Source organism: Serratia sp. CY37869 (assembly GCF_052168895.1).
GTDB classification, from domain to species: domain Bacteria; phylum Pseudomonadota; class Gammaproteobacteria; order Enterobacterales; family Enterobacteriaceae; genus Serratia; species Serratia ureilytica.
The window spans coordinates 2,047,253-2,067,661 of sequence record NZ_JBJNLU010000001.1 but is presented as its reverse complement, the minus strand read 5'-3'; the positions used below and the strand labels follow the sequence as shown (position 1 = coordinate 2,067,661).

Sequence of the window (20,409 nt, the reverse complement as noted above, 5' to 3'; positions counted from 1 at the left end):
TCTTCGTAGAATATGGCGGTGAGGGAGGGATAGATTCGCTGCGCTCACCCTGCGGGCCGCCGTTGGCGGTCCAAAACGCGGGCGTTTTGTCGAACCCTGTCGAGGGTTCTCACCCTCCCGGTCGGTGCGCTATGCATACAAAAAAGCCTGAACGCGAGTTCAGGCTTCTTCGTAGAATATGGCGGTGAGGGAGGGATTCGAACCCTCGATACACTTTCGCGTATACACACTTTCCAGGCGTGCTCCTTCAGCCACTCGGACACCTCACCATATTTTTTTGTTGCGAAATCATCGCTGCAACGGGGCGCTACTATAGGGAGTGGGGCCGATCCGGTCAAGAATAATTTCTGTGTTTTTGCTTGTCCGCTCAAGCCGTGTTCACTTTGTTGAAAACTGCGGCGAACTACACGTCAGAAGTCATGAAAGGGCGAGAAAATCAGAGAGACGGTTCGAGGAGAACCGAGAAAAAGGGGAACCTCGGCAGCGTAAGGCGGGAGGCGTTCGCGGCGGGCCGCCGTTGGCGGTCCAAAACGCAGGCGTTTTGTCGAACCCTGTCGAGGCTTCTCACCCCTCTCGGCGGTGCACCATGCAAAAAAAAGCCTGGACGCGAATCCAGGCTTTCTTTTTAAATTTGGCGGTGAGAGAGGGCTTGATTCGCTGCGCTCACCCTGCGGGCCGCCGTTGGCGGTCCAAAACGCAGGCGTTTTGTCGAACCCTGTCGAGGCTTCTCGCCCCTCTCGGCGGTGCACCATGCAAAAAAAAAAGCCTGGACGCGAATCCAGGCTTTCTTTTTAAATTTGGCGGTGAGAGAGGGCTTGATTCGCTGCGCTCACCCTACGGGCCGCCGTTGGCGGTCCAAAACGCGGGCGTTTTGTCGAACCCTGTCGAGGCTTCTCACCCCTCTCGGCGGTGCACCATGCAAAAAAAAAGCCTGGACGCGAATCCAGGCTTTCTCTTTGAATTTGGCGGTGAGAGAGGGGTTCGAACCCTCGATACACTTTCGCGTATACACACTTTCCAGGCGTGCTCCTTCAGCCACTCAGACACCTCACCGTTTTGTTGCCGATAACGCCTTGCGCTGTCGACGGGCGCTAATGTAGGAGAATCTGATCTCAGCGTCAACCCTCTTATTTCATTCTCATGACTGTTTAGCCAAACTTGCAGCAATTTGCTGATTTACCGAACGATATCCTGACTCTCGGCCGCCGGCGGACAGGGCGGCAGCGAGCAAAATGCGTGAAAGCCGATTGTTTGACTTTTTTCTGTACAGATAGCTCAATATCTCGCCATTGAGGTTGGGTTGTTTGCTGTTATATGCATTAATACTGGATTATTAGTCAGATGTGTCGCTAAATGGAATCATGTCGGCGCGGCGTTTTTGGCAAGGAACATCACGTCGCCGCGCAGATTGCCGGGTGACAGGCCGGCGATACCGCAGACAGGGACAGACTCATTACATAATAATGCAGTAGAGGTTCGTTTTGACTCCTTCAGATGCCATGCCGGCGCCGCAAGCGCGCCATGCCATTCCCCCCGGCGCGGGGGCGCTGTTCTTCATCCAGATCTTCGCCACGCTGGGTTTCGCCGTGCTCTATTCCACGCTGGTGCTGTACGCCACCAAGCGATTGGGTTTCAACGAAAGCAGCGCCAATGCCATGATGGGCGTGTTCGGCGCCTTCAACTATGGCCTGCACATGTTCGGCGGCTATCTCGGCGGCCGTTTCCTCAGCAACCGCAACCTGTTCGTGCTCGGTATGGTGCTGCAGGTGTTCGGCTGCGCGCTGATTGCCGTCGCGGGCGTGTGGGGGTTGTACTGGGGGCTGGCGATGTTCCTGACCGGCAGCGGTCTCAACGTGACCTGCATCAATATGATGCTCACCCAGCGTTTCAAACCGGACGATGATCGGCGCGAATCGGCGTTCCTGTGGAATTACGCCGGCATGAACCTCGGGTTCTTCGTTGGCTTTACCGTGGCCGGGTATTTCCAACTGACGGAAAATTATCGCGCGCTGTTCCTGTTCGCCACGCTGGGCAACGCGGCGGCGATCATCGTCGCCGTCTGTCGCTGGCGCATTCTGGCCGATCTCAATACGCCGCTCCACGACGCCAGCCGCAGCCAATACCGCTGGCGCATGCTGGTCGGGTTGGCGGTGCTGGTGGCGCTGGTGCCGATTATCCGCGTGATGCTGACCCATGCCGAGTTCAGCGGCCATTTCGTGATCGTGCTCGGCGCGCTGATCTTCCTGATGCTGTGCGTCGTGACGCTGCGCCACCATCCGCGCGATGAGCGCCGCAGAATGGCGGCCTATCTGATCCTGGCGCTGGGGTCGCTGGTGTTCTGGGCGCTGTATCAGCTGGCGCCGATGGGGCTGATGCTATTCTCCGAGCACAACATCAATCTGAACGTTTACGGCATTCAGGTGGCGCCGCAGTGGATCCAGAACATCAACACGCTGGTGATCGTGGTGGGCGGCCCGCTGCTGGCCTGGTGGTTCAACCGCCTGCGCGCTCGCGGCTGCAACATCGACATTCCGCTGCAGTTCTCCGGATCGCTGTTTTGCATCGGGCTCGGCATGCTGGTATTGCCGCTGGGCATCAGCATGGCGGGCGGCGACGGGCTGGTGGCGTTTAAATGGATCGTCATCAGCTATGTGCTGCAAAGCGTCGGTGAATTGATGATCTCGCCGATCGGTTACGCGATGATCGGCAAGCTGGCGCCGCCGCGCTATCAGGGCGTGATGATGGGCTGCTGGATGATGGTGACCGGCGTCGCTTCGGTGTTGGCGGGCTACGTATCCGGCCTGATGCCGGAAAATAGCGGCAGCACGCCGCTGCAAACCAATCCCGGCTACAGTGAAATCTTCAGCGCGCTGGGTTGGGGGGCGACGGGCGTCGGCGTGGCGATGCTGATTTTAATTCCGCTGTTGCGGCGTCTTATCCGGCGCGACGGCGCGTCTGCCGCCTGATTTTGCGCACATGCACAACAGCCCCACTGGTCGGGGCTGTTTTTATTTTGGGCTTTAACGCTTGCATCCGGCGATGAATCGCGGAAGGCTGAAGGAAAACCAATAAAAACAAACGGGAGCCCGCAGTATGAACATCATCTATTACCATCCCTTATTTAACGCCCAGGAATGGCTGACCGGCATCAAGCAACGTCTGCCGCAGGCCGAGATCCGCGAATGGCAGCGCGGCGACGAGCGGCCGGCGGATTACGCGCTGGTATGGCGCCCGCCGCACGAGATGTTAGCCAACCGCCGCGATCTGAAAGCGGTGTTCGCCCTCGGCGCCGGCGTCGACGCCATTCTCGATCAGGAGCGCAAACACCCCGGCACGCTGCCCGCCGGCGTGCCGCTGCTGCGGCTGGAGGATACCGGCATGGCGCAGCAGATGCAGGAATATGCGTTGAGCTATGTGCTGCGCTATTTCCGCCGTTTCGACGAGTATCAGGCGTTGCAGCAGCGGCAGGAATGGCAGCCGCTCGATCCGCACTCGCTGGATGATTTCCCCATCGGCATCCTCGGCGCCGGCGTGCTGGGGCAGAGCGTGGCGCGTAAGCTGACCGAGTTTGGCTTTAGCGTGCGCTGCTGGAGCCGCAGCGCCAAACAGATTGACGGCGTGCAAAGCTTCGCCGGGGAGGATCAGCGCGCGGCCTTCCTCGACGGCGTCAAACTGCTGATCAACCTGCTGCCCAATACGCCGGAGACCGTTGGCATCCTCAACCGCGAGCTGTTCGCACAGTTGAGCGCGGGCGCCTACCTCATCAACATCGCGCGCGGCGCGCACCTGGTGGAAGCCGATCTGCTGGCGGCGTTGGAACAGGGGCAACTGGCCGCCGCCACGCTGGACGTGTTCGCCCGCGAGCCGCTGCCGCAGGATCACCCGTTCTGGCGTCATCCGCGTGTCACCATTACCCCGCATATTGCTGCCATCACGTTGCCGCAGCAGGCGATGGATCAGATCGCCGCCAACATTCGCGCGCTGGAGGCGGGGCATACCCCTGCCGGCGTGGTCGACAGGCAACGGGGGTACTGATCCTTCAGCCGCCGTTCGGTAACTGATAAGCTGACACCGTCATCGCGCCCGCCCGCACCGCTGCGGGCAGGCCCTCTGGAAGGAGAAACAATGTATCCCGTTGATTTGCATATGCACACCGTCGCCAGCACGCACGCTTACAGCACGCTGCACGATTACATCGCCGAAGCCCGGCAGAAGGGCATCCAGCTGTTCGCCATCACCGATCACGGCCCGGACATGGCCGATGCGCCGCACTACTGGCACTTTATGAACATGCACGTTTGGCCGCGCCGGGTGAACGGCGTGGGCATTTTGCGCGGTATCGAAGCCAACATCAAAAACCTGCAGGGCGATATCGACTGCACCGGCCCGATGCTGACGGCCACCGACGTGATCATCGCCGGTTTCCATGAGCCGGTGTTTGCGCCGCAGGATAAAGCGTCCAATACTGAAGCGATGATCGCCGCGATGGCGCAGGGGGACGTGCATATCATCAGCCACCCCGGCAACCCGCGTTATCCGATCGACATTCCCGCCGTCGCGGCGGCGGCGGCCAAATATGAGGTGGCGCTGGAGCTGAATAACTCGTCGTTCACCCACTCCCGCAAGGGCAGCGAGGCCAACTGTCGGGCGATCGCCGCCGCGGTGCGCGACGCCGGCGGCTGGCTGGCGCTGGGTTCGGATTCGCACGTCGCCTTTTCGCTGGGTAACTTTGAGCACTGCGAGCGCATTATCGAAGAGGTGGGCTTCCCGCAGGAGCGCATTCTCAACGTCAGCCCGCGCCGGCTGCTGGATTTTCTCGAGCGGCGCGGCAAGCCGGCGATTGCGGAATTGGCCGATTTGTGACATCGTCCCGGCAAAATTTTCCGTATTGAATAAGGCTTTATCATGAATGAGTTTTCGATTGTCTGCCGCGTGCTGGGTACGCTGTTCTACCGCCAGCCGCAGGATCCGCTGTTGGTGCCGCTGTTCGCGCTGATTAAAGAGGGCAAGCTGCAGCAGCACTGGCCGCTGGAGCAGGATGACCTGCTCAAGCGCCTGCAGCAGGGCGGCGACGTCAACCAACTGGCGACCGACTTCAATGCGATGTTCGTCGGCAGCGAATGCAGCGTGCCGCCGTTCCGCTCCGACTATGTCGAAGGCGCAAGCGAGGCTGAAGTGCGCGCCTTCCTGCAGCAGCGCGGCATGCCGCTGGCTGAGGCGCCGGCCGACCATTTCGGCCAGCTGCTGCTGGCGGCGTCCTGGCTGGAAGATCAGTCGCAGGAAGATGAAGCGCAGGCGCAGATCGCGCTGTTCGACGAGTTCCTGCTGCCGTGGTGCGGCCGCTTCCTCGGCAAAGTGGAAGCGCACGCCACCACCGGTTTCTACCGCACGCTGGCGCTGATGACCCGCGATGCCCTCCAGGCGATGCGCGACGAGCTGGCCGAGTACGAGCAGGACGACGAAGCGGGCGACGAAGACGCGTAACGTCGCAGCCATCCAGGCGGGCCGCCCGGCCCGCTAAACACAGGTTTGCATCCCCCAGACGTAAATTGACAAAAGATCCCCTAATCTGGCGGTTTACCGTCGGTTCGGCCGCGCCTGCGCGCCGCGTTTTCTCACGCAAGGGGTAGATGATGAAAAGTAACTGGATGCAGCAGATTCAAACGTTGATCGGGCAGAAGGCCGGCGCGATGGGCGGGGCAGAAGGCATCGGCAAACTGCTGGCGCCCACGGCGCTGGGCGGCCTGGTCGGCGTGCTGTTGGCCAACAAATCTTCGCGCAAGCTGGTGGGTAAGTTCGGCAAGAATGCGCTGATTATCGGCGGCAGCGCGGCGGTGGGCGCGGTGCTATGGAACAAGTACAAGCAGCGGGTGAAAGAGACCCATCAGGACGAACCGCAGTTCGGTTTGCAAACCACGCCGGTGGATCTGCGCGCCAAGCGTTTGGTGCAGGCGCTGGTGTTCGCCGCCAAGAGCGACGGCCATATCGATGCCGACGAGCAGCGCGCCATCGATCACAGCCTGGCGCAACTGCAGGTGGGGGAAGAGGCGCAGGGCTGGGTGCAGGAAGCGCTCGACCAGCCGCTCAACCCGGCGTTAATCGCCCGCAGCGTGCAAAACGAAGACGAGGCGCTGGAGGTTTATTACCTGAGTTGCCTGGTAATCGACGTCGATCACTTTATGGAGCGCGGCTATCTTGATGCGCTGGCGCAGGCGCTGAAGATCCCGGCGGACGTCAAGCAGGGCATCGAGAGCGACGTCAACGAGAAAAAGCGCGAGCTGGCATAGCGCCGCTTGGCAAGCCGGGGGGAATCGTGTCACTCTTGCCGCAATCTATGTAAGCGGATGATTTAGCAATGATGACCCCACCGAAAGCGGAAAAACGGCCTTATCCCATCACTATCCACGGTGATACGCGCGTGGATGACTACTACTGGCTGCGCGACGATGAGCGCGCAGACCGTCAGGTGCTGGACTACCTGCAGGCGGAGAACGCCTACACCGATGTGATGTTGAAGCCGCAGCAGACGCTGCGCGAAGCCCTGTACGAAGAGATGGTGGCGCGCATCCCGCAGCAGGAACATTCGGTGCCTTACGTGCGCCACGGCTATCGCTATCAGACGCGCTACGAGCCGGGCAACGAATACGCGATTTATGTGCGCCAGCCGCAGGCCGAGAGCGAGCAGTGGGATGTGCTTATCGACGGCAACCAACGCGCCGAGAACCACGAGTTTTACACCCTGGGCGGGCTGGACGTCAGCCCCGACAATCAGCGTCTGGGGGTGGCGGAGGATTTCCTGTCGCGCCGCCAGTATGACATTCGTTTCAAGAACCTGGCCGACGGCAGCTGGGCCGACGAAGTGCTGGAAAACACCTCCGGCAGCTTCGAGTGGGCCAACGATTCCTCGACGGTGTACTACGTGCGCAAGCACGCCAAGACGCTGTTGCCGTATCAGGTCTATCGCCACGTAGTCGGCAGCGATCCGCAGCAGGACGAGCTGATTTACGAAGAGCGGGACGATACTTTCTACGTCGGGCTGGAGAAGACCACCTCCGAGCGCTTTATTCTGATCCACCTGAGCAGCACCACCACCTCGGAGATCCTGCTGCTGGACGCCGATCGGGCGGATGCCAAGCCGCAGCTGTTCGTGCCGCGCCGCAAGGATCACGAGTACGCCATCGATCACTATCACCAGCATTTCTATATCCGCTCCAACAAGGACGGCAAGAACTTCGGCCTGTACCAGAGCGAGCAGGCGGACGAAGCGCAGTGGCAGACGCTGATCGCCCCGCGTGCCGACGTGATGCTGGAGGGCTTCAGCCTGTTCCGTGATTGGTTGGTGGTCGAAGAGCGCAATGCCGGCCTGACGCTGCTGCGCCAGATCCACTGGCAGACTGGCGAAGAGAAGCGCATCGCCTTCGACGATCCGACCTACACCACCTGGCTGGCGTATAACCCGGATCCGGAGACCGCGCTGCTGCGCTACGGCTATTCGTCGATGACCACCCCGACCACGCTGTACGAGCTGAACATGGACAGCGGCGAGCGGACGATGCTCAAACAGCAGGAAGTGAAGAACTTCACGCCGGAAAATTACCGCAGCGAGCGGGTGTGGGTGAAGGCGCGCGACGGCGTCGAAGTGCCGGTCTCGCTGGTGTATCGCCAGGACAGCTTCCAGCGCGGCGCCAACCCGCTGATGGTGTACGGCTACGGCTCTTACGGCAGCAGCATGGATCCGGCGTTCAGCGCCAGCCGCCTGAGCCTGCTGGATCGCGGTGTCGTGTTCGTGCTGGCGCACATTCGCGGCGGCGGTGAGCTGGGGCAGCTGTGGTATGAAGACGGCAAGCTGTTCAACAAGCAAAACACCTTCAACGACTTTATCGACGTGACCGAAACGCTGGTCGCCCAGGGCTACGGCGACGGCAAGCGGGTGTTCGCCATGGGCGGCAGCGCCGGCGGCCTGCTGATGGGGGCGGTGATCAACCAGGCGCCGCAGCTGTTCCACGGCGTGGTGGCGCAGGTGCCGTTCGTCGACGTGGTGACCACCATGCTGGACGAGTCCATCCCGCTGACCACCGGCGAATACGACGAGTGGGGCAACCCGAACGAGCAGGCCTATTACGACTACATCAAGCAGTACAGCCCGTACGATCAGGTGAAGGCACAGGCATACCCGCATCTGCTGGTGACCACCGGCCTGCACGATTCGCAGGTGCAATATTGGGAGCCGGCCAAGTGGGTGGCCAAGCTGCGCGAGCTGAAAACCGACGATCGGCAGCTGCTGCTGTATACCGACATGGATGCCGGCCACGGCGGCAAATCCGGCCGCTTCAAGGCCTATGAGGATATTGCGTTGGAGTACGCCTTCATTCTGGCGCTGGCGGAATAACGGCGTGCGGCGGGCGGCCTGAGCCGCCCGCCGTGTTAGCCAATCAGATAGTATTTCAGCGTGTGTTTCATGTCCGGGCTCAGATCGTCGATGGATTTCAGCATCCAGCGCAGATAGCCGGGGTCTTCCTGGGCGATGCGATCGATCTCCTGCCCGCGATACTTGCCGAACTTGAACTTCTTCAGCAGCACCGGCTGTTCGGTGATCTGCACCATTTGCTCCGGCGTCCAGCCCGAATCCTTGATGATGCGTTGCAGCAGTGCGGCGGTGACGTAGCAGTCATACAGCGCGCGGTGCGGGTACAGCGTGGCGTCTGCCGGCAGCTGCACGTCCAGATTCAGCGCGTAGCGCAGATACTGGTTGCCGTACTTGATGTCCGGATACAGCGTGCGCGCCAGCTTGAGGGTGCAGATCCAGGCGCCGTTCATCTCCGGCAACACCCCGCGATCAAAGGCGGCGTTGTGCGCCACATAGTAGGGGCTGCCCTGATAGCGGCCGATCGCCACCGCAATGCGCGGTTTGCCTTCCACCATCTGTTCGGTGATGTGATGAATCGCCATCGCGTCGAGGCTGATGGGGCGGTCCGGGCTGATCAGGTCGCTCATCGGGTTGGTCAATTGGCCGTCGAGCAGATCGAGGGAGGCCACTTCCACCACGCCGCCGTCCAGCCCGCAGGTCTCGGTATCTATTACGCGTAACGTCATGCTTTCCTCCGCGTTGCCGTCAGGCTTCAGCTTAACCGGCACAGGCGGCCGTGCCAACCGTCGCGGGTCCTGTCGGCGATGACAAGGCCAGGGGCGTCATCCGGCGCGGCAACCAAAAGCGCTCCCGTTTCATCCCAGATGGCGCTGCGGCCTGCCGGGATCCAGCCTCCGGTCGGCGCCGCATGGTTGGCCATCAGCGTGACCATGCCATAACGACGGGCATAGCCTGCCAGCGCAGCGCTGTCTTTCGCGTAACCGGCTTCAGATACCAGCACGCCGGCGGCATAAATCTGCGCACCCGCCAGCGCGGCGGCGCTTGCGTGGCCGGGTTGCGAGGTGTCGGCGCAGATAGCCAGCGCGATGCGTTGCCGATGTATTTCCAGCAGCGTGCCGCCATTACCGGGCAAGAACCGTTGTTGTTCCGCGCCGTGCAGATGTTGCTTGGTATAGGCGGCCACCGCGCCGTTGGGGTGAAAGATCAAGGCGGCGATATGCAGCGCCTGGCCGCTGCGCAAGGGCGCGCCGACGATGATCGTCATCTGATGCGATTGCGCCGCCGCAGCGAGCGGTTGCAGACGCGGATCGTCCAGCGTCAGCGCCAGTTCGGCGGCATCGGCCAGCTCATAGCCGCTTAGCGACAGTTCGGGAAAAACCAGCAGTTGCACCTGCTGTTCGGCTGCCTGCGCGACAAATTCAAGGTGACGTTCAAGGTTGCAGGCGATATTGGCCGCAGCGGCGGGGTATTGGGCTGCGGCGAGGGTAAAGCACGGCATTGGCCATCTCTCCAGTGAGGCAATAAAAAACCCGCCTTGGCGGGTTTAATGACGGATGGAAGGACGTTTACTCACCAGACGGATGCGCTTTTTTAGCGCGTTTCTCCGCACGTTTCTCGGCTGGGGTTTTCAACGGCTTCTTCTTCGCATTTTTTTTGCTATCCATTCCCTTACTCATGATGGCCTCTCGTTACCTATGATTGGGTGGCTTGCTCAGCCATTAACCGCCTAAAGCCGACAGGATGCAAGCGACAAAGTGCAAGTAGTATGTAACTGGCTGTTTGCACGTGAAATTTTGTTTTTGGATGACCGGGTGCTTAAAATAATTATTATGTTATAATATTACACTTTTAGGGTTCGGAGAACGCAATGACAGTGATGACATTACCGGATGCGCAGCAACTGCTGGCCATGCCGGATTCTGATTACATGAACTCGGTTCAACGGGCTTTTTTCCGCCAGCTGCTGCAGGATGAGCGGCAAAAACTGCTGTTGCACATCGATGAGCTGAAGAAGGCGATCGACAGCGGCGAAGCGACGGGTGATGAAGCCGACAAGGCGGCGCGCGAAGAAGAGCTGCGCCTGTTGTTCCGCCAGTTGGATCGCGAAAGCCGCCTGCTGCCGAAAATCGATGCGGCGCTGGCGCGGTTGCAGAACGGCGAATACGGCTACTGCCGGGAAACCGGCGAACCCATCGGCTTGGCACGCCTGCTGCTGCGCCCGACGGCGGAACTGAGCATCGAGGCGAAAACCGCACAGGAGATGCGCGAGCCGCATATGCGTAAAGGCGTGTAGGCGTAACAAGACGTGAACTGATCGGGCCTGTGGGCATTTTGCAGGCGGGTCGTTGCGATTTTGAGCAAACGCGCGCCGAGTTCCCGGCGCGCGTTCGAGTTTTCAGGTTTTACCGTTGACCTGCCGGGCGGCTTCCGCTTTGATGAAAGCATGACTCACAGAGAGACGGAAAGCGCCATGGAACAATTACGAGGTTTGTACCCGCCGTTAGCGGCATACGACAGCGGTTGGCTGGACACTGGGGATGGCCACCGGATCTACTGGGAGCTGAGCGGCAACCCGAACGGTAAACCGGCGGTCTTCATTCATGGCGGGCCGGGCGGCGGCATCTCTGCGCATCATCGCCAGCTGTTCGATCCCGAGCGCTACAAGGTATTGCTGTTCGATCAGCGCGGCTGTGGCCGCTCCCGTCCGCACGCCAGCCTGGACAACAACACCACCTGGCATTTGGTGGCCGATATCGAGCGGCTGCGCGAAATGGCCGGCGTCGAGCAGTGGCTGGTGTTCGGCGGCTCCTGGGGATCTACGCTGGCGCTCGCCTATGCGCAGACCCACCCGGAGCGCGTCAGTGAAATGGTGCTGCGCGGCATCTTTACCCTGCGCAAGCAGGAGCTGCATTGGTATTACCAGGACGGCGCTTCGCGCTTCTTCCCGGACAAGTGGGAGCGCGTGCTGTCCATTCTGTCGGATGACGAGCGCAAAGACGTGATTGCTGCCTATCGGCAGCGGCTGACTTCAGCCGATCCGCAGGTGCAGCTCGAAGCGGCCAAACTGTGGAGCGTGTGGGAAGGGGAAACGGTGACGCTGTTGCCAAGCCGTGAATCCGCTTCGTTCGGCGAGGATGATTTCGCGCTGGCGTTCGCCCGCATTGAAAACCACTACTTCACGCATTTGGGGTTCCTGGAGAGCGATGACCAACTGCTGCGCAACGTGCCGCTGATCCGCCATATCCCGGCGGTGATCGTCCACGGCCGCTATGACATGGCCTGCCAGGTGCAAAACGCCTGGGATCTGGCCAAGGCCTGGCCGGAGGCGGAGCTGCATATCGTGGAAGGGGCGGGGCATTCGTTTGATGAACCGGGCATTTTGCACCAGCTGATGATCGCCACCGACCGATTCGCCGGCAAGTGACACGAAAAACCCGCCGTAACGGCGGGTTTTGTTATTTGGCCTTCGGTTCGTAAGGCAGACGCGAAAACTTGTGGGATTCCGCGCGGTAGTGCGCCACGCGCTCGCGAAAATAGTCGCGCAGCGGCTCCGGCTGCTCGCGCTCCACCACTTCCGGGATCACCGGCATGTTGTAACGCTCTTTGTACGCCACGCCTGAGGCGGCGAGATCCACATTCACCCTGTCCATTTCTTCTTTGGACAACTCGGCCAGATTGTAACCCACCTTATGCTCCTTACTTTGCCGCATTGAATCTGCGCAGAAGGTAATCCACCCGGCGGCGCTTGGCAAGCCCGTTGCGCCGCGGCGGTGGGCGATATTTATCCAAGAGTAATGCAATCTATTTATTCTTTTAAATAAGAATGATTCGCTTTTTGATTAAAATAAAAGATCTAAATAATTCTCATGTTAATTCTCAATGTATTGGTGATATTTTAATTTATTGATATTTATGATTTTTGTAATTAATATGATTTGAGTGTAAATAAGGTGTTTTTATTTTTACGGCGACAGGGCATAATGCGCGGAAATTAAATTCATGACCTGCAAAATAAAAGGAATCATTATGCTGACGCAAGAAATGACTCAAAAGCTGAATGAGCAACTGAATCTGGAGTTCTACTCCGCCAACCTGTATCTGCAGATGAGCGCATGGTGCAGCGACAAAGGCTTTGAAGGCGCCGCCGCATTTCTTAAAGAGCACTCTCAGGAAGAGATGCAGCATATGCAACGTCTGTTCGACTACCTGAGCGACACCGGCTCTCTGCCGCTGCTGGGCACCATCGCGGCCCCGCCGGTGGCGTTTGAGTCGCTGGCGGACGTGTTCGAACAGACCTACGAACACGAGAAGCTGATCACCCGTCAGATCAACGAGCTGGCGCACGCGGCAATGTCCTCGCACGATTACTCCACCTTCAACTTCCTGCAATGGTACGTGGCGGAGCAGCACGAAGAAGAGAAACTGTTCAAATCCGTGCTGGATAAGCTGGCGCTGGTGGGCACCAGCGGCAAAGGCCTGTTCTTCATCGACAAAGACCTGAAGAAAATGGGCGCGATGGGCCAGGGCGGCAACGGCCAGGCCTGATCCCTGACAGAACATTGAAAAACCGCGCGCGGGGCAAACCCGACGCGTGGTTTTTTTTACCCTGCGTTTATCGTGGTTATGCGGCGATACGTGCTGCCGGATCGCAAAATGCCAGTGATGCGCTCGACTTGCTGAGGCGTGCTCGTTATGATTTACCGCGATACGCTACAGGGATGGTAGAGTCAAAACAGCGGGTTAGCCGATACAACCCGTTTTTCTGTTTACCCGTGGCGCAATCATTTGCGGTGGGTTGGGGCCGCTGATACATCGCCTTGGCTGTGGCCTTAACCCTTATGACCCTCTTTATATTGTTAAGGGATACCACTGTGATCGGTAAAATTCGTTCCTCCTGTCGCCTGCTTTCCACCGTTTTCGTCCTGTTCGTTGGCCTGTCTTCACAGCAAGCCTTGGCGCACGCTCACCTGAAAGTGGAAACGCCGAAGGCCGACGCCAGCGTCAGCCCGGCGCCGAAGGCGCTGACTCTCAGCTTCTCCGAAGGCATCGAGCCGAACTTCAGCGGCGTGAAAATCACCGGCCCGGATAACGCCGTGGTGAAAACCGGCAAGCTGCAGCTCGATCCGAACAACAACACCCAGGTCAACGTGCCGATCGAAGGCGAGCTGAGCGCGGGCAAATACAACGTCAGCTGGCATGTGGTGTCGGTCGACGGGCATAAAACCAAAGGCCAGTACAGCTTCACCGTAAACTGATCGTGAGTCTGGCGACTCTGTTCGTTCTGTGTCGCTTGGTGCACTTTGCGGCGGTGATGCTGATGTTTGGCATCAGTCTGTTCACCGCCTTATTGGCACCGCAGCGCCTTTCCCCGATCCTCTCCCGCGATGTGCGTCCGCTGCTGCTTGCCGGCACCTGGATTGCCGGGCTTTCCGCCGTGGCGCTGCTGGCCATTCAGGCCGGGCAGATGGGCGACGGTTGGCAAGACACCTGGCGGCTGGAGGTTTGGTGGGCGGTGCTCGGCACCACCTTCGGCGAAGTGTGGCGCTGGCATCTGGGCCTGTCGCTGCTGGCGATCCTGAGCCTGCTGCTGCCGAAACGGCCGCGCGCGCAGGCGTTGGCGCTGTGCTCAGCGCTGCTGCTGGTGAGCCTGGCGTTCATCGGCCACGCGGCGATGCACGAAGGCGCGCTGGGCGCGCTGCACCGCGCCAACCATGCGGCGCACCTGCTGGCCGCCGGTTACTGGTTCGGCAGTCTGGCGCCGCTGCTGGTTTGCCTGCGCTACCTGCAGCCGCCGCAGTGGCGCAGCGACGCCATCACCACGCTGATCCGTTTCTCGCGCTGGGGGCACCTGGCGGTGGCGGCGGTGATCGTCACCGGCATCGTCAACAGCCTGATCATACTCGGCGGTTGGCCGCTTAATCTCAGCTCGCCTTATCAGCGCCTGCTGCTGATCAAAACCGCGCTGGTGGCGCTGATGGTGATGGTGGCGCTGGCAAATCGCTACGCCATCGTGCCGGCGATGAGCCGCGTACCGGCGCTGGCGCAGCGCGGGGTGGTGCTGGCCTGCTGGCTCGAAGTCGGGCTGGGGATGGCGGTGCTGCTGCTGGTCAGTTTATTTGCAACCTATGCGCCGGTTTGACATTTCAGCTTGCCGCAGGCCGGCAAGCTGCGGGAAAATCGACGCGAATAGCAACCTTAAGGCCATCACATGAAATCGGTATTACTCGGCATTACGCTGCTGGCAACCGCGACCGGCGCGCTGGCGGCAGACAAACTGGTTAACATCACCAAACTGGAGTACGGCAAACAGTGGGCGTTCACCAAGGAAGAGGTGACGCTGCAGTGCCGCAGCGGCGGCGCGCTGTTCGTGCTGAATAACAGCACCCTGATGCAATACCCGCTCAACGACGCGGCGGAGCAGCAGGTGAAGAAGGGCCATCAGCGCGCACAGCCGCTGGACGTGATCCTGCTGGACGATCCCGCTGAACCGGGGAAGAAAATGAGCATGGCGCCGTTTATCGAACGCGCCGAGAAGCTGTGCGCTGACTAACCGCTTGTTTGCCAACGCCTTGCCCAGCGCGCGCAGATTGATGCGCATTTGCCGCATAGTTATTTCGTCACGAAACTATCACGCGGCCGCCGGGCGGCTGGCAAAACTGGCGCGGTAGGCTACTCTTAAAGTGCACGGCTGAACAAGCCCTGCATTAAATGCCAACTTTTAGCGCACGGCTCTCTCCCAAGAGCCATTTCCCTAGACCGAATATAGGAATCGTATTCGGTCTTTTTTTGAGTTGTTGATTTTAAAGGATTTATTTTCGTTTGTCCGAAAATGTCCGAAATATGTCCGAATTTTGATATTCGGTCTTTTACAGCATCACGTACTCTTTTCCCCTCGTTTTAAGATATTTCAGTGTCATCATTTCCGTTGTATGCCCCAGCAGCTTTTGAGCAAATGCCTTGTCGTTCTGCTTTTCGTACAGACGGCCGGACAGGCTTCGGATCTCGTGGAACGTCGGCGGGCTTTCCTGAAATTCCAAACCTGATGCTTTCCGCGCGGCGACAAATTTTTTCGTTAGCCCGTCGGGGTGGATCGAGCCATCTGGGCTATTTTTCCTGATGCCGGCGCTGATCATGAAGTCAGTCGTGCTGACCAATCGGCATCGGTCGATAACGGCGCCAAGCCGCAGGCCCATGCATTTCAGTTCAAGATCAAGGGGGAGGGAGAGCAAAGCCCCCGTTTTGCCTTGTTCAACCTGCAGGCGGCCGTCAACGATATGGCTAAAGCGCATTTGTGTCAGATCCTCGCGGCGCTGGCCGGAGACCAGAGCGAGATCCATCGCCAGGCAGAACCAAGGCGGCATTGTTTCCGCGGCCTCTCGAATCGGCCCGTATTGCTTCAGTTCCAGACGTTCGCGCATCACGACAGCTTTCGCCGCGCGGGTAGGGGTCACAGGGTTGTTTTCGATGTGACCTTCCACGATCGCCTCGCGGAAAATATCAGACAGCACCGATCGCATGGTTGCGGCCATTGTCTTTTTGTTCTGGGCGATCCAAAACTCGAGAAATTCGGCGATGTGGCGTGTCGAGATTTTTGTCAGCACCATGTCGCCCAGGCGTTCCCGGATAATGGCAATTTGGCCGGCGCGCACTTTGTATGTGTTCTCGGCCAGTTCTCGCCGCTTGAATAGGACATCGTACCGATCGAGCCAGGCGTTTAGCGTGTATTCGTGGCTGCCCTTGATTTTCTCCAGGAGCAGAACGGGAGAGTAATTTTGCTCGATATAGTGGTTGGCTTCAATCGCTTGGGCGATAGCCTCGCGTCGCGAAATCTGGCCGAGAGAGATCTCTTTTTTGGTGACTGGATTGCGCCAGTAGAACGCGTTCCGGTTTCGGCGGAATGTCAGGTTTTTAGGCAGTCGCATGTCATACCCCCCCCTTTGCCGAGTCATTAATCACTTTCTCCATAAACGCTGTTCTTGCTGGCTCGATGCTGCGAGCTTCTTTTATTTTTTTGCCTAAGCGAGGATCGCTTGGGTCTATGTATATGGCACCAGGTACAAGCCTGTATTGCTTACCGTGTTTTTCAGCCGCCGGGTAAAAATTGCCGTTTCGAGCCCAGCGCTGAAGAGTTTGCAATGACGGTTTTTTCCCAGGATAAGTGCTATTGCACCATTCCTCTAAGGTCAAAAATACGGCGTGGCTAGTGCTGTTGATTGTGTTTGGAAGATGACTATTGCAACTCCCCTGGATCAATTTGTTGGACATGGTCTTTCCTCAGTTTCAGCTTCAGTAATTGGGCGATTGCGTCGTCGGTCACACGACACGCCCGGGCTATATCGTCATCGCTCAGCGTCGCTTTTCTGACGCTGGCAGATAGCCGGCCGATCTTGATATCGAAATCAGAGAGTAGGCGGGCGCCTGGTTGCCATGGTTGCATTGCTGTTCCCCGTTGTGTGGTTTCCAACAATGCAAACATGGCGGGGGTGGTTATTTCTGATTAGGCGTAATCGGTTTTTTAAAGGCTTCTTTCTCGCGTGTCAGGCGTACAGATTGCGGGAAGTGGAAAGCCAGCTCGCCGCGGCTCTCGGCCTCAATGATTCCGGTGGTACCGTCAGGGAAGGTCACGTGCACCGCATCGCCTTTGGCCAGGTACATTCTCAGCATGTGAGATCCTCAGTATTGGCCCCGTCGCCGGGGCCGGATGATTAACGCACCTGCAGCGACGGTTCGCCGATTTCGATATGCGCGCCTTTGACTTCCACGCCGTTCTCGATTGCCTCTTTGATGGCTTTCTTGTCCGGCGCTACCACCGTTTGCACCGTCACCAGTTCATCCGGCAACAGGTCGGCATTGTCGACCACCACACCGGCGGATCCTTTGCGCGCCGTGAAGGTATTTGCGGTGGTTTTAATGGAGCCCTGGCCGCTGGCCAGCAGGCACGCCAGCACATACTTGCGGATCGACTTGGCGCGGTTCTCGAATGATTTTTTACGGTCTGTCAGGCGTTTGATTTCAGCCGCCAGCGTGTCGGCTTGCCCCTCGATATTACGAACGTGGATAAAAGCCGCGTCCAGTTTGTCGCCGAGCGCCCCCTCGATACCCTCCAGCGTGTCGGCGATCATCTCCGGCGTCAGATCGTCGGAGGTTTCGATCAGCTCCTGAAACTTGGCGTAATCAGCTGCTAATGCAATGGCGTTAATGCTCATGATGCTTTCTCCTCGGTCAGTGCGGCGATGCGTTCATCTTTCAGGGCGGTGAGGCGGCGCAGGCGGCCGGCCAGGTATTGGGCAAACTCTTTATCGCCTTTGCCGTCGGCGGCCTTGCGATGGGCTTCAATCTCACGAGCGACAGAACCGTGAACCTTGGTCGCCTCATTGGCTGTAACCGCACCTTTGAGAGTCTCGGCGACTTTCGCCAGATGCTCGTCCAGCTCTTCGCGCATACGGGTTACGCCCTCGGCTTTCTCGCTGGCGTTCTTGAGCGCGAATTCTGCATCGTTCTCCTGGCGGTAGGTCAGATCGTCGTACAGTCCGAGGAACACGTCGGCGGAGAAACCGAGTTGTGACAGAGCTTTTTTGGTGGCGTCTGTAAGAGATTTTTTCGGGGCTTCACCGTCGCTGAGTGGACCGTTTTTGCTCTTGTAAACGTATGGCGTGCAGCCATAAGCGATCACCTCGCCAGTCTTACCGCTGTGCTTGTACCACAGGCGGATTTTCACGGTGTGGTTTACCTCACACAGATAACCGCCGGCGCCGTTCGGAATGATCTCTTGAATAAAGTTCCCGTCCTGCTGCTTCACCGATCGCATGATTGGAGCGCCGTTATCGAAACGCTCTTCGATGATTTCTACACCCCAGTTAATGCCCTGTGGCCCGAATACTTTGGTGGCCTGCATCACCATGTAGGTGCCGTTGATCGATGTTCCGCCGCCGTTATTGCTGAATGCCTTGGTAAACTTGGCATCGGTCTTATAAACGCGGTTCCAAATGCCGAGGTTGTCGCTATCTTCTGCTGATTGTTCTGCGATTACCTGCTCAACCTGCGCGGCGCGCTGTTGGAAATCGTCGGCTTTCAGTTGCTGCGCCAGAGCTTCGGCGCGGTCGGCGTTTTCTTCCGCCTGCTGCAGTTGCGGGGATTTCTCCGCCGGTGCGTTGGCGTAAACGCCATAGCCCATCTGATCCAGTTGCTGCTTGGCCTGCGCCGCCGCAGCGTCGGTAACTTGCTGCTGCGCTACTTCTGTTTTTACACCCTGATTTGAGGTGGTAGATTGCGCCGTGTCTGGATCCGCATGCTGCTGCTCACCGCTGCCGATCAGACCTTCGATAGAGAAGCGGCCGCCGCCGAGATTTTCCACTGATACCGGTGGTGGGTTCTTGCCGTAGGAATCCAGCTCTGGGCATGCAGTGTGACCAGCGAGGCGCGATTTCACGAAGTGCAGGCGTTCTGCATCGTCGCTGATCAGCTTGAGGTTTTTGAGGCCGTCGGAAATGATGCCGTGGCGCACGTCGGTTTCGACGTTGAGAATGCCGACTATCACACGCAGCGTTTTGTCCCACGCGCGCCAGGCGTTATCGCGGTTTGCGATAATCTCTTTGGCGTTTTTCACGTCGGCCGCTTTCGCCTCTGCAGGATTAACGCCCATGATCGATAACGCCGTGTGCATGCTCAGGGTGTTGTAGTCGGCCGCGCCGCTGGCATTGTCGGTGCTGGTGCTGGTGCTGGTGCTGGTGCTGGTGCTGGTGCTGGTGCTGTTCTGCGTCAGGTTTTCGCGATCGTCAGGCCTGTCGACCCAGGCCTGCGCGAATGCGGTGGTGGCTTCTTCGGTCGGCATGGCAGTAGTGTTTTGGAACAGCGCTGAAACCAATTTGTAGACGGATGCGGGGTACATGGCGCCGACAGCGGGAACCGATACTAGCCCGTCGATCACCGCGCGCATGCCGGTATCATCTGGCGTTTCCTCGTCATTGAGCAAATCCACAACCAGCGATAACTGACTATTATCGATCTCAGCATCACCGTACATCACAACGGCGGCGATCCGAACGTTGGCAGGTTGCGCCATCAGGTCGATAGGCCCGGCCGGCAATTCCGGCTCTGGCTCTTTTGGCGTCCACGCGTTGCCGTCGAACACGTTATCAGCGGCAAACTTTTCATCAAACTGACCGACGGCCGGGCGAGGGTGACCGGTCTGATCTTCGACAGTTTTCGGATTGAAGAAGTTGTCGCCGCCCTCCGGGTAGGCTTCATACAGTTTGCCGGTGGCGATGCTTTCGGCCGCGCGCTTGTTTGGCGCTTCCAACGCGATCACCAGCGGCACGGCGCCGTTAACCTGAGCCTTTTTCTTAGGCTCAAAAAGTGAAATGTAGATAGGCATTTTTGGTCTTTCCTCTGTTAAAAATCGGCGCTGGTCAGGCGCCGGGGTGGGTTAAAACTTCTCGCGCGCTACGGCTTTCACGTTGTCGCAATACCAGCTGTAAAGCTCACGCTGGCGCTGCTGCAGGGTGTCCGGCGTCGCCATCATTACGGCCATCAGCAGGCGGTCGCGGGTGTCGGCGGCGGTGCCGTCGATGTGGGTGAAAACGTCGATCGCCTCGTCGGAATAGCCGTGCGTCGCCGCGGCTTCGAATTGGTCGCGCTGCCCGGCCTCTTCATGGCGTTGCCACAGCGCCAGCTCGGCGCTCAGATTGTGGGTTTCGATATTCATGGCCGCGCCCTCAGTACGGGAGTTCGTCGGCGTCGACAGGGCAGTGCTCAATGCAAAGCAGCTGCTGCACCTGATCGTCGATCTCGGCAATGCGTTTGTAAGTGGCGTCGGCCAGACGGGCTTTTTCCAGCTGCAACGCTTCAACCTGTTTCCCGATGATGTCGATCGGTTCAGGCTGGTTAACGTCGATGTTGATTGTGCGGGTTTCCAGCAGAACATAACCACGGAACGACGACATTTCAGCGGTAGTAACCGCGAAGCCCTCAGGCAGTGGGAATGTTGTTGCATGAATAAACAGCGTGACGGGTATCTGTAGTGCTTTCATAGCGACTCCTGA

23 protein-coding genes, 2 tRNA genes and 2 other RNA genes are annotated in these 20,409 nt (G+C 58.9%); 12 read left to right on the top strand and 15 right to left on the bottom strand.

Annotated elements, in window-relative coordinates; genetic code table 11:
• Positions 1-13: 13 nt before the first annotated feature.
• From ACJ8J1_RS10050 to ACJ8J1_RS10035, 4 genes are all read right to left on the bottom strand, one after another.
• Positions 14-133: non-coding RNA, RtT sRNA (locus ACJ8J1_RS10050), on the bottom strand.
• Positions 134-179: 46 nt separating this feature from the next.
• Positions 180-269 (bottom strand) — tRNA-Ser (locus tag ACJ8J1_RS10045).
• 529 nt (positions 270-798) lie between these two features.
• Positions 799-919, bottom strand: a non-coding RNA gene (locus ACJ8J1_RS10040) — RtT sRNA.
• Between the two features lie 44 nt (positions 920-963).
• Positions 964-1,053 (bottom strand) — tRNA-Ser (locus tag ACJ8J1_RS10035).
• A 446-nt stretch (positions 1,054-1,499) separates the two neighbouring features.
• Here ACJ8J1_RS10035 and ACJ8J1_RS10030 point away from each other — a divergent pair.
• The 6 genes from ACJ8J1_RS10030 (at position 1,500) to ACJ8J1_RS10005 (ending at position 8,389) form a co-directional block, all read left to right on the top strand.
• Positions 1,500-2,966: a peptide MFS transporter gene (locus tag ACJ8J1_RS10030; protein ID WP_046686867.1), complete on the top strand. Its 1,467-nt coding sequence runs from the start codon at positions 1,500-1,502 to the stop codon at positions 2,964-2,966.
• A gap of 127 nt (positions 2,967-3,093) precedes the next feature.
• On the top strand, positions 3,094-4,035 hold the full coding sequence (ghrA, locus tag ACJ8J1_RS10025) for a glyoxylate/hydroxypyruvate reductase GhrA (RefSeq protein ID WP_033642708.1): 942 nt from the start codon (positions 3,094-3,096) through the stop codon (positions 4,033-4,035).
• Positions 4,036-4,125: 90 nt separating this feature from the next.
• Positions 4,126-4,863 carry a phosphatase gene (locus tag ACJ8J1_RS10020; RefSeq protein WP_033642709.1) on the top strand — a complete coding sequence of 246 codons (738 nt, stop codon included), beginning with the start codon at positions 4,126-4,128 and terminating at the stop codon, positions 4,861-4,863.
• A gap of 42 nt (positions 4,864-4,905) precedes the next feature.
• Positions 4,906-5,484: a TorD/DmsD family molecular chaperone gene (locus tag ACJ8J1_RS10015; protein ID WP_033642710.1), complete on the top strand. Its 579-nt coding sequence runs from the start codon at positions 4,906-4,908 to the stop codon at positions 5,482-5,484.
• Positions 5,485-5,633: 149 nt separating this feature from the next.
• A complete protein-coding gene (locus tag ACJ8J1_RS10010; protein WP_033642711.1) occupies positions 5,634-6,287 on the top strand; it encodes a tellurite resistance TerB family protein in 654 nt (217 codons plus the stop codon).
• Between the two features lie 68 nt (positions 6,288-6,355).
• The gene (locus ACJ8J1_RS10005) at positions 6,356-8,389 is read left to right on the top strand and encodes a S9 family peptidase (protein ID WP_033642712.1); all 2,034 of its coding nucleotides are present in this window, start codon (positions 6,356-6,358) and stop codon (positions 8,387-8,389) included.
• 35 nt (positions 8,390-8,424) lie between these two features.
• Here ACJ8J1_RS10005 and exoX read toward each other — a convergent pair whose 3' ends face one another.
• Both exoX and ACJ8J1_RS09995 read right to left on the bottom strand, forming a co-directional pair.
• The gene (exoX, locus tag ACJ8J1_RS10000) at positions 8,425-9,093 is read right to left on the bottom strand and encodes an exodeoxyribonuclease X (protein ID WP_033644251.1); all 669 of its coding nucleotides are present in this window, start codon (positions 9,091-9,093) and stop codon (positions 8,425-8,427) included.
• 26 nt (positions 9,094-9,119) lie between these two features.
• Positions 9,120-9,866: a carbon-nitrogen hydrolase family protein gene (locus tag ACJ8J1_RS09995; protein ID WP_033642713.1), complete on the bottom strand. Its 747-nt coding sequence runs from the start codon at positions 9,864-9,866 to the stop codon at positions 9,120-9,122.
• A gap of 369 nt (positions 9,867-10,235) precedes the next feature.
• Here ACJ8J1_RS09995 and dksA point away from each other — a divergent pair, with 369 nt between their 5' ends.
• Both dksA and pip read left to right on the top strand, forming a co-directional pair.
• On the top strand, positions 10,236-10,661 hold the full coding sequence (gene dksA, locus ACJ8J1_RS09990) for an RNA polymerase-binding protein DksA (RefSeq protein WP_033642714.1): 426 nt from the start codon (positions 10,236-10,238) through the stop codon (positions 10,659-10,661).
• Positions 10,662-10,838: 177 nt separating this feature from the next.
• Positions 10,839-11,792: a prolyl aminopeptidase gene (gene pip, locus ACJ8J1_RS09985; protein WP_033644252.1), complete on the top strand. Its 954-nt coding sequence runs from the start codon at positions 10,839-10,841 to the stop codon at positions 11,790-11,792.
• A gap of 31 nt (positions 11,793-11,823) precedes the next feature.
• Here the strand turns inward: pip and ACJ8J1_RS09980 are convergent, their stop codons facing one another.
• The gene (locus ACJ8J1_RS09980) at positions 11,824-12,054 is read right to left on the bottom strand and encodes a DNA polymerase III subunit theta (protein WP_033642715.1); all 231 of its coding nucleotides are present in this window, start codon (positions 12,052-12,054) and stop codon (positions 11,824-11,826) included.
• A 340-nt stretch (positions 12,055-12,394) separates the two neighbouring features.
• On the opposite strand from ACJ8J1_RS09980, the gene ftnA reads away from it, so the two are divergent.
• From ftnA to ACJ8J1_RS09960, 4 genes are all read left to right on the top strand, one after another.
• Entirely contained in the window at positions 12,395-12,913 is a 519-nt protein-coding gene (ftnA, locus tag ACJ8J1_RS09975; RefSeq protein ID WP_033642716.1) for a non-heme ferritin, read from the top strand.
• A 326-nt stretch (positions 12,914-13,239) separates the two neighbouring features.
• Positions 13,240-13,623 (top strand): CopC domain-containing protein YobA, encoded by a 384-nt coding sequence (yobA, locus tag ACJ8J1_RS09970; protein WP_004940886.1) that lies wholly within the window; start codon positions 13,240-13,242, stop codon positions 13,621-13,623.
• A 2-nt stretch (positions 13,624-13,625) separates the two neighbouring features.
• Positions 13,626-14,507 (top strand): copper homeostasis membrane protein CopD, encoded by an 882-nt coding sequence (copD, locus tag ACJ8J1_RS09965; protein WP_033642717.1) that lies wholly within the window; start codon positions 13,626-13,628, stop codon positions 14,505-14,507.
• A gap of 69 nt (positions 14,508-14,576) precedes the next feature.
• The gene (locus ACJ8J1_RS09960) at positions 14,577-14,918 is read left to right on the top strand and encodes a YebY family protein (RefSeq protein WP_016928154.1); all 342 of its coding nucleotides are present in this window, start codon (positions 14,577-14,579) and stop codon (positions 14,916-14,918) included.
• Positions 14,919-15,234: 316 nt separating this feature from the next.
• Here ACJ8J1_RS09960 and ACJ8J1_RS09955 read toward each other — a convergent pair whose 3' ends face one another.
• The 8 genes from ACJ8J1_RS09955 to ACJ8J1_RS09920 form a co-directional block, all read right to left on the bottom strand.
• On the bottom strand, positions 15,235-16,317 hold the full coding sequence (locus ACJ8J1_RS09955; RefSeq protein WP_342183515.1) for a tyrosine-type recombinase/integrase: 1,083 nt from the start codon (positions 16,315-16,317) through the stop codon (positions 15,235-15,237).
• Positions 16,292-16,633, bottom strand: coding sequence for an excisionase (locus tag ACJ8J1_RS09950; RefSeq protein ID WP_080435747.1), 342 nt, complete (start codon positions 16,631-16,633; stop codon positions 16,292-16,294). The genes ACJ8J1_RS09955 and ACJ8J1_RS09950 overlap by 26 nt, the downstream gene beginning before the upstream one ends.
• Positions 16,599-16,805: a hypothetical protein gene (locus ACJ8J1_RS09945; protein WP_060450650.1), complete on the bottom strand. Its 207-nt coding sequence runs from the start codon at positions 16,803-16,805 to the stop codon at positions 16,599-16,601. Before ACJ8J1_RS09945 ends, ACJ8J1_RS09950 begins: the two co-directional genes overlap by 35 nt.
• 50 nt (positions 16,806-16,855) lie before the next feature.
• Complete coding sequence (locus tag ACJ8J1_RS09940; RefSeq protein ID WP_168166355.1) at positions 16,856-17,032, bottom strand: hypothetical protein; 177 nt, start codon at positions 17,030-17,032, stop codon at positions 16,856-16,858.
• Between the two features lie 41 nt (positions 17,033-17,073).
• Positions 17,074-17,574 carry a siphovirus Gp157 family protein gene (locus ACJ8J1_RS09935; protein ID WP_077038959.1) on the bottom strand — a complete coding sequence of 167 codons (501 nt, stop codon included), beginning with the start codon at positions 17,572-17,574 and terminating at the stop codon, positions 17,074-17,076.
• Positions 17,571-19,685 carry a hypothetical protein gene (locus tag ACJ8J1_RS09930; RefSeq protein WP_442520338.1) on the bottom strand — a complete coding sequence of 705 codons (2,115 nt, stop codon included), beginning with the start codon at positions 19,683-19,685 and terminating at the stop codon, positions 17,571-17,573. Before ACJ8J1_RS09930 ends, ACJ8J1_RS09935 begins: the two co-directional genes overlap by 4 nt.
• A gap of 108 nt (positions 19,686-19,793) precedes the next feature.
• Positions 19,794-20,072 (bottom strand): hypothetical protein, encoded by a 279-nt coding sequence (locus tag ACJ8J1_RS09925; RefSeq protein WP_338910070.1) that lies wholly within the window; start codon positions 20,070-20,072, stop codon positions 19,794-19,796.
• 10 nt (positions 20,073-20,082) lie between these two features.
• Positions 20,083-20,397 (bottom strand): hypothetical protein, encoded by a 315-nt coding sequence (locus ACJ8J1_RS09920; RefSeq protein ID WP_342183510.1) that lies wholly within the window; start codon positions 20,395-20,397, stop codon positions 20,083-20,085.
• Between the last annotated feature and the right edge of the window lie 12 nt (positions 20,398-20,409).

Excerpts from the sequence above, each read along its gene's own strand:
- ACJ8J1_RS10030 (WP_046686867.1), top strand. The coding sequence starts at position 1,500 with ATGCCGGCGCCGCAAGCGCGCCATGCCATTCCCCCCGGCGCGGGGGCG.
- ghrA (WP_033642708.1), top strand. The coding sequence starts at position 3,094 with ATGAACATCATCTATTACCATCCCTTATTTAACGCCCAGGAATGGCTG.
- ACJ8J1_RS10020 (WP_033642709.1), top strand. The coding sequence starts at position 4,126 with ATGTATCCCGTTGATTTGCATATGCACACCGTCGCCAGCACGCACGCT.
- ACJ8J1_RS10015 (WP_033642710.1), top strand. The coding sequence starts at position 4,906 with ATGAATGAGTTTTCGATTGTCTGCCGCGTGCTGGGTACGCTGTTCTAC.
- ACJ8J1_RS10010 (WP_033642711.1), top strand. The coding sequence starts at position 5,634 with ATGAAAAGTAACTGGATGCAGCAGATTCAAACGTTGATCGGGCAGAAG.
- ACJ8J1_RS10005 (WP_033642712.1), top strand. The coding sequence starts at position 6,356 with ATGATGACCCCACCGAAAGCGGAAAAACGGCCTTATCCCATCACTATC.
- exoX (WP_033644251.1), bottom strand. The coding sequence starts at position 9,093 with ATGACGTTACGCGTAATAGATACCGAGACCTGCGGGCTGGACGGCGGC.
- ACJ8J1_RS09995 (WP_033642713.1), bottom strand. The coding sequence starts at position 9,866 with ATGCCGTGCTTTACCCTCGCCGCAGCCCAATACCCCGCCGCTGCGGCC.
- dksA (WP_033642714.1), top strand. The coding sequence starts at position 10,236 with ATGACAGTGATGACATTACCGGATGCGCAGCAACTGCTGGCCATGCCG.
- pip (WP_033644252.1), top strand. The coding sequence starts at position 10,839 with ATGGAACAATTACGAGGTTTGTACCCGCCGTTAGCGGCATACGACAGC.
- ftnA (WP_033642716.1), top strand. The coding sequence starts at position 12,395 with ATGCTGACGCAAGAAATGACTCAAAAGCTGAATGAGCAACTGAATCTG.
- ACJ8J1_RS09960 (WP_016928154.1), top strand. The coding sequence starts at position 14,577 with ATGAAATCGGTATTACTCGGCATTACGCTGCTGGCAACCGCGACCGGC.
- ACJ8J1_RS09955 (WP_342183515.1), bottom strand. The coding sequence starts at position 16,317 with ATGACTCGGCAAAGGGGGGGGTATGACATGCGACTGCCTAAAAACCTG.
- ACJ8J1_RS09950 (WP_080435747.1), bottom strand. The coding sequence starts at position 16,633 with ATGTCCAACAAATTGATCCAGGGGAGTTGCAATAGTCATCTTCCAAAC.
- ACJ8J1_RS09945 (WP_060450650.1), bottom strand. The coding sequence starts at position 16,805 with ATGCAACCATGGCAACCAGGCGCCCGCCTACTCTCTGATTTCGATATC.
- ACJ8J1_RS09940 (WP_168166355.1), bottom strand. The coding sequence starts at position 17,032 with ATGCTGAGAATGTACCTGGCCAAAGGCGATGCGGTGCACGTGACCTTC.
- ACJ8J1_RS09935 (WP_077038959.1), bottom strand. The coding sequence starts at position 17,574 with ATGAGCATTAACGCCATTGCATTAGCAGCTGATTACGCCAAGTTTCAG.
- ACJ8J1_RS09925 (WP_338910070.1), bottom strand. The coding sequence starts at position 20,072 with ATGAATATCGAAACCCACAATCTGAGCGCCGAGCTGGCGCTGTGGCAA.
- ACJ8J1_RS09920 (WP_342183510.1), bottom strand. The coding sequence starts at position 20,397 with ATGAAAGCACTACAGATACCCGTCACGCTGTTTATTCATGCAACAACA.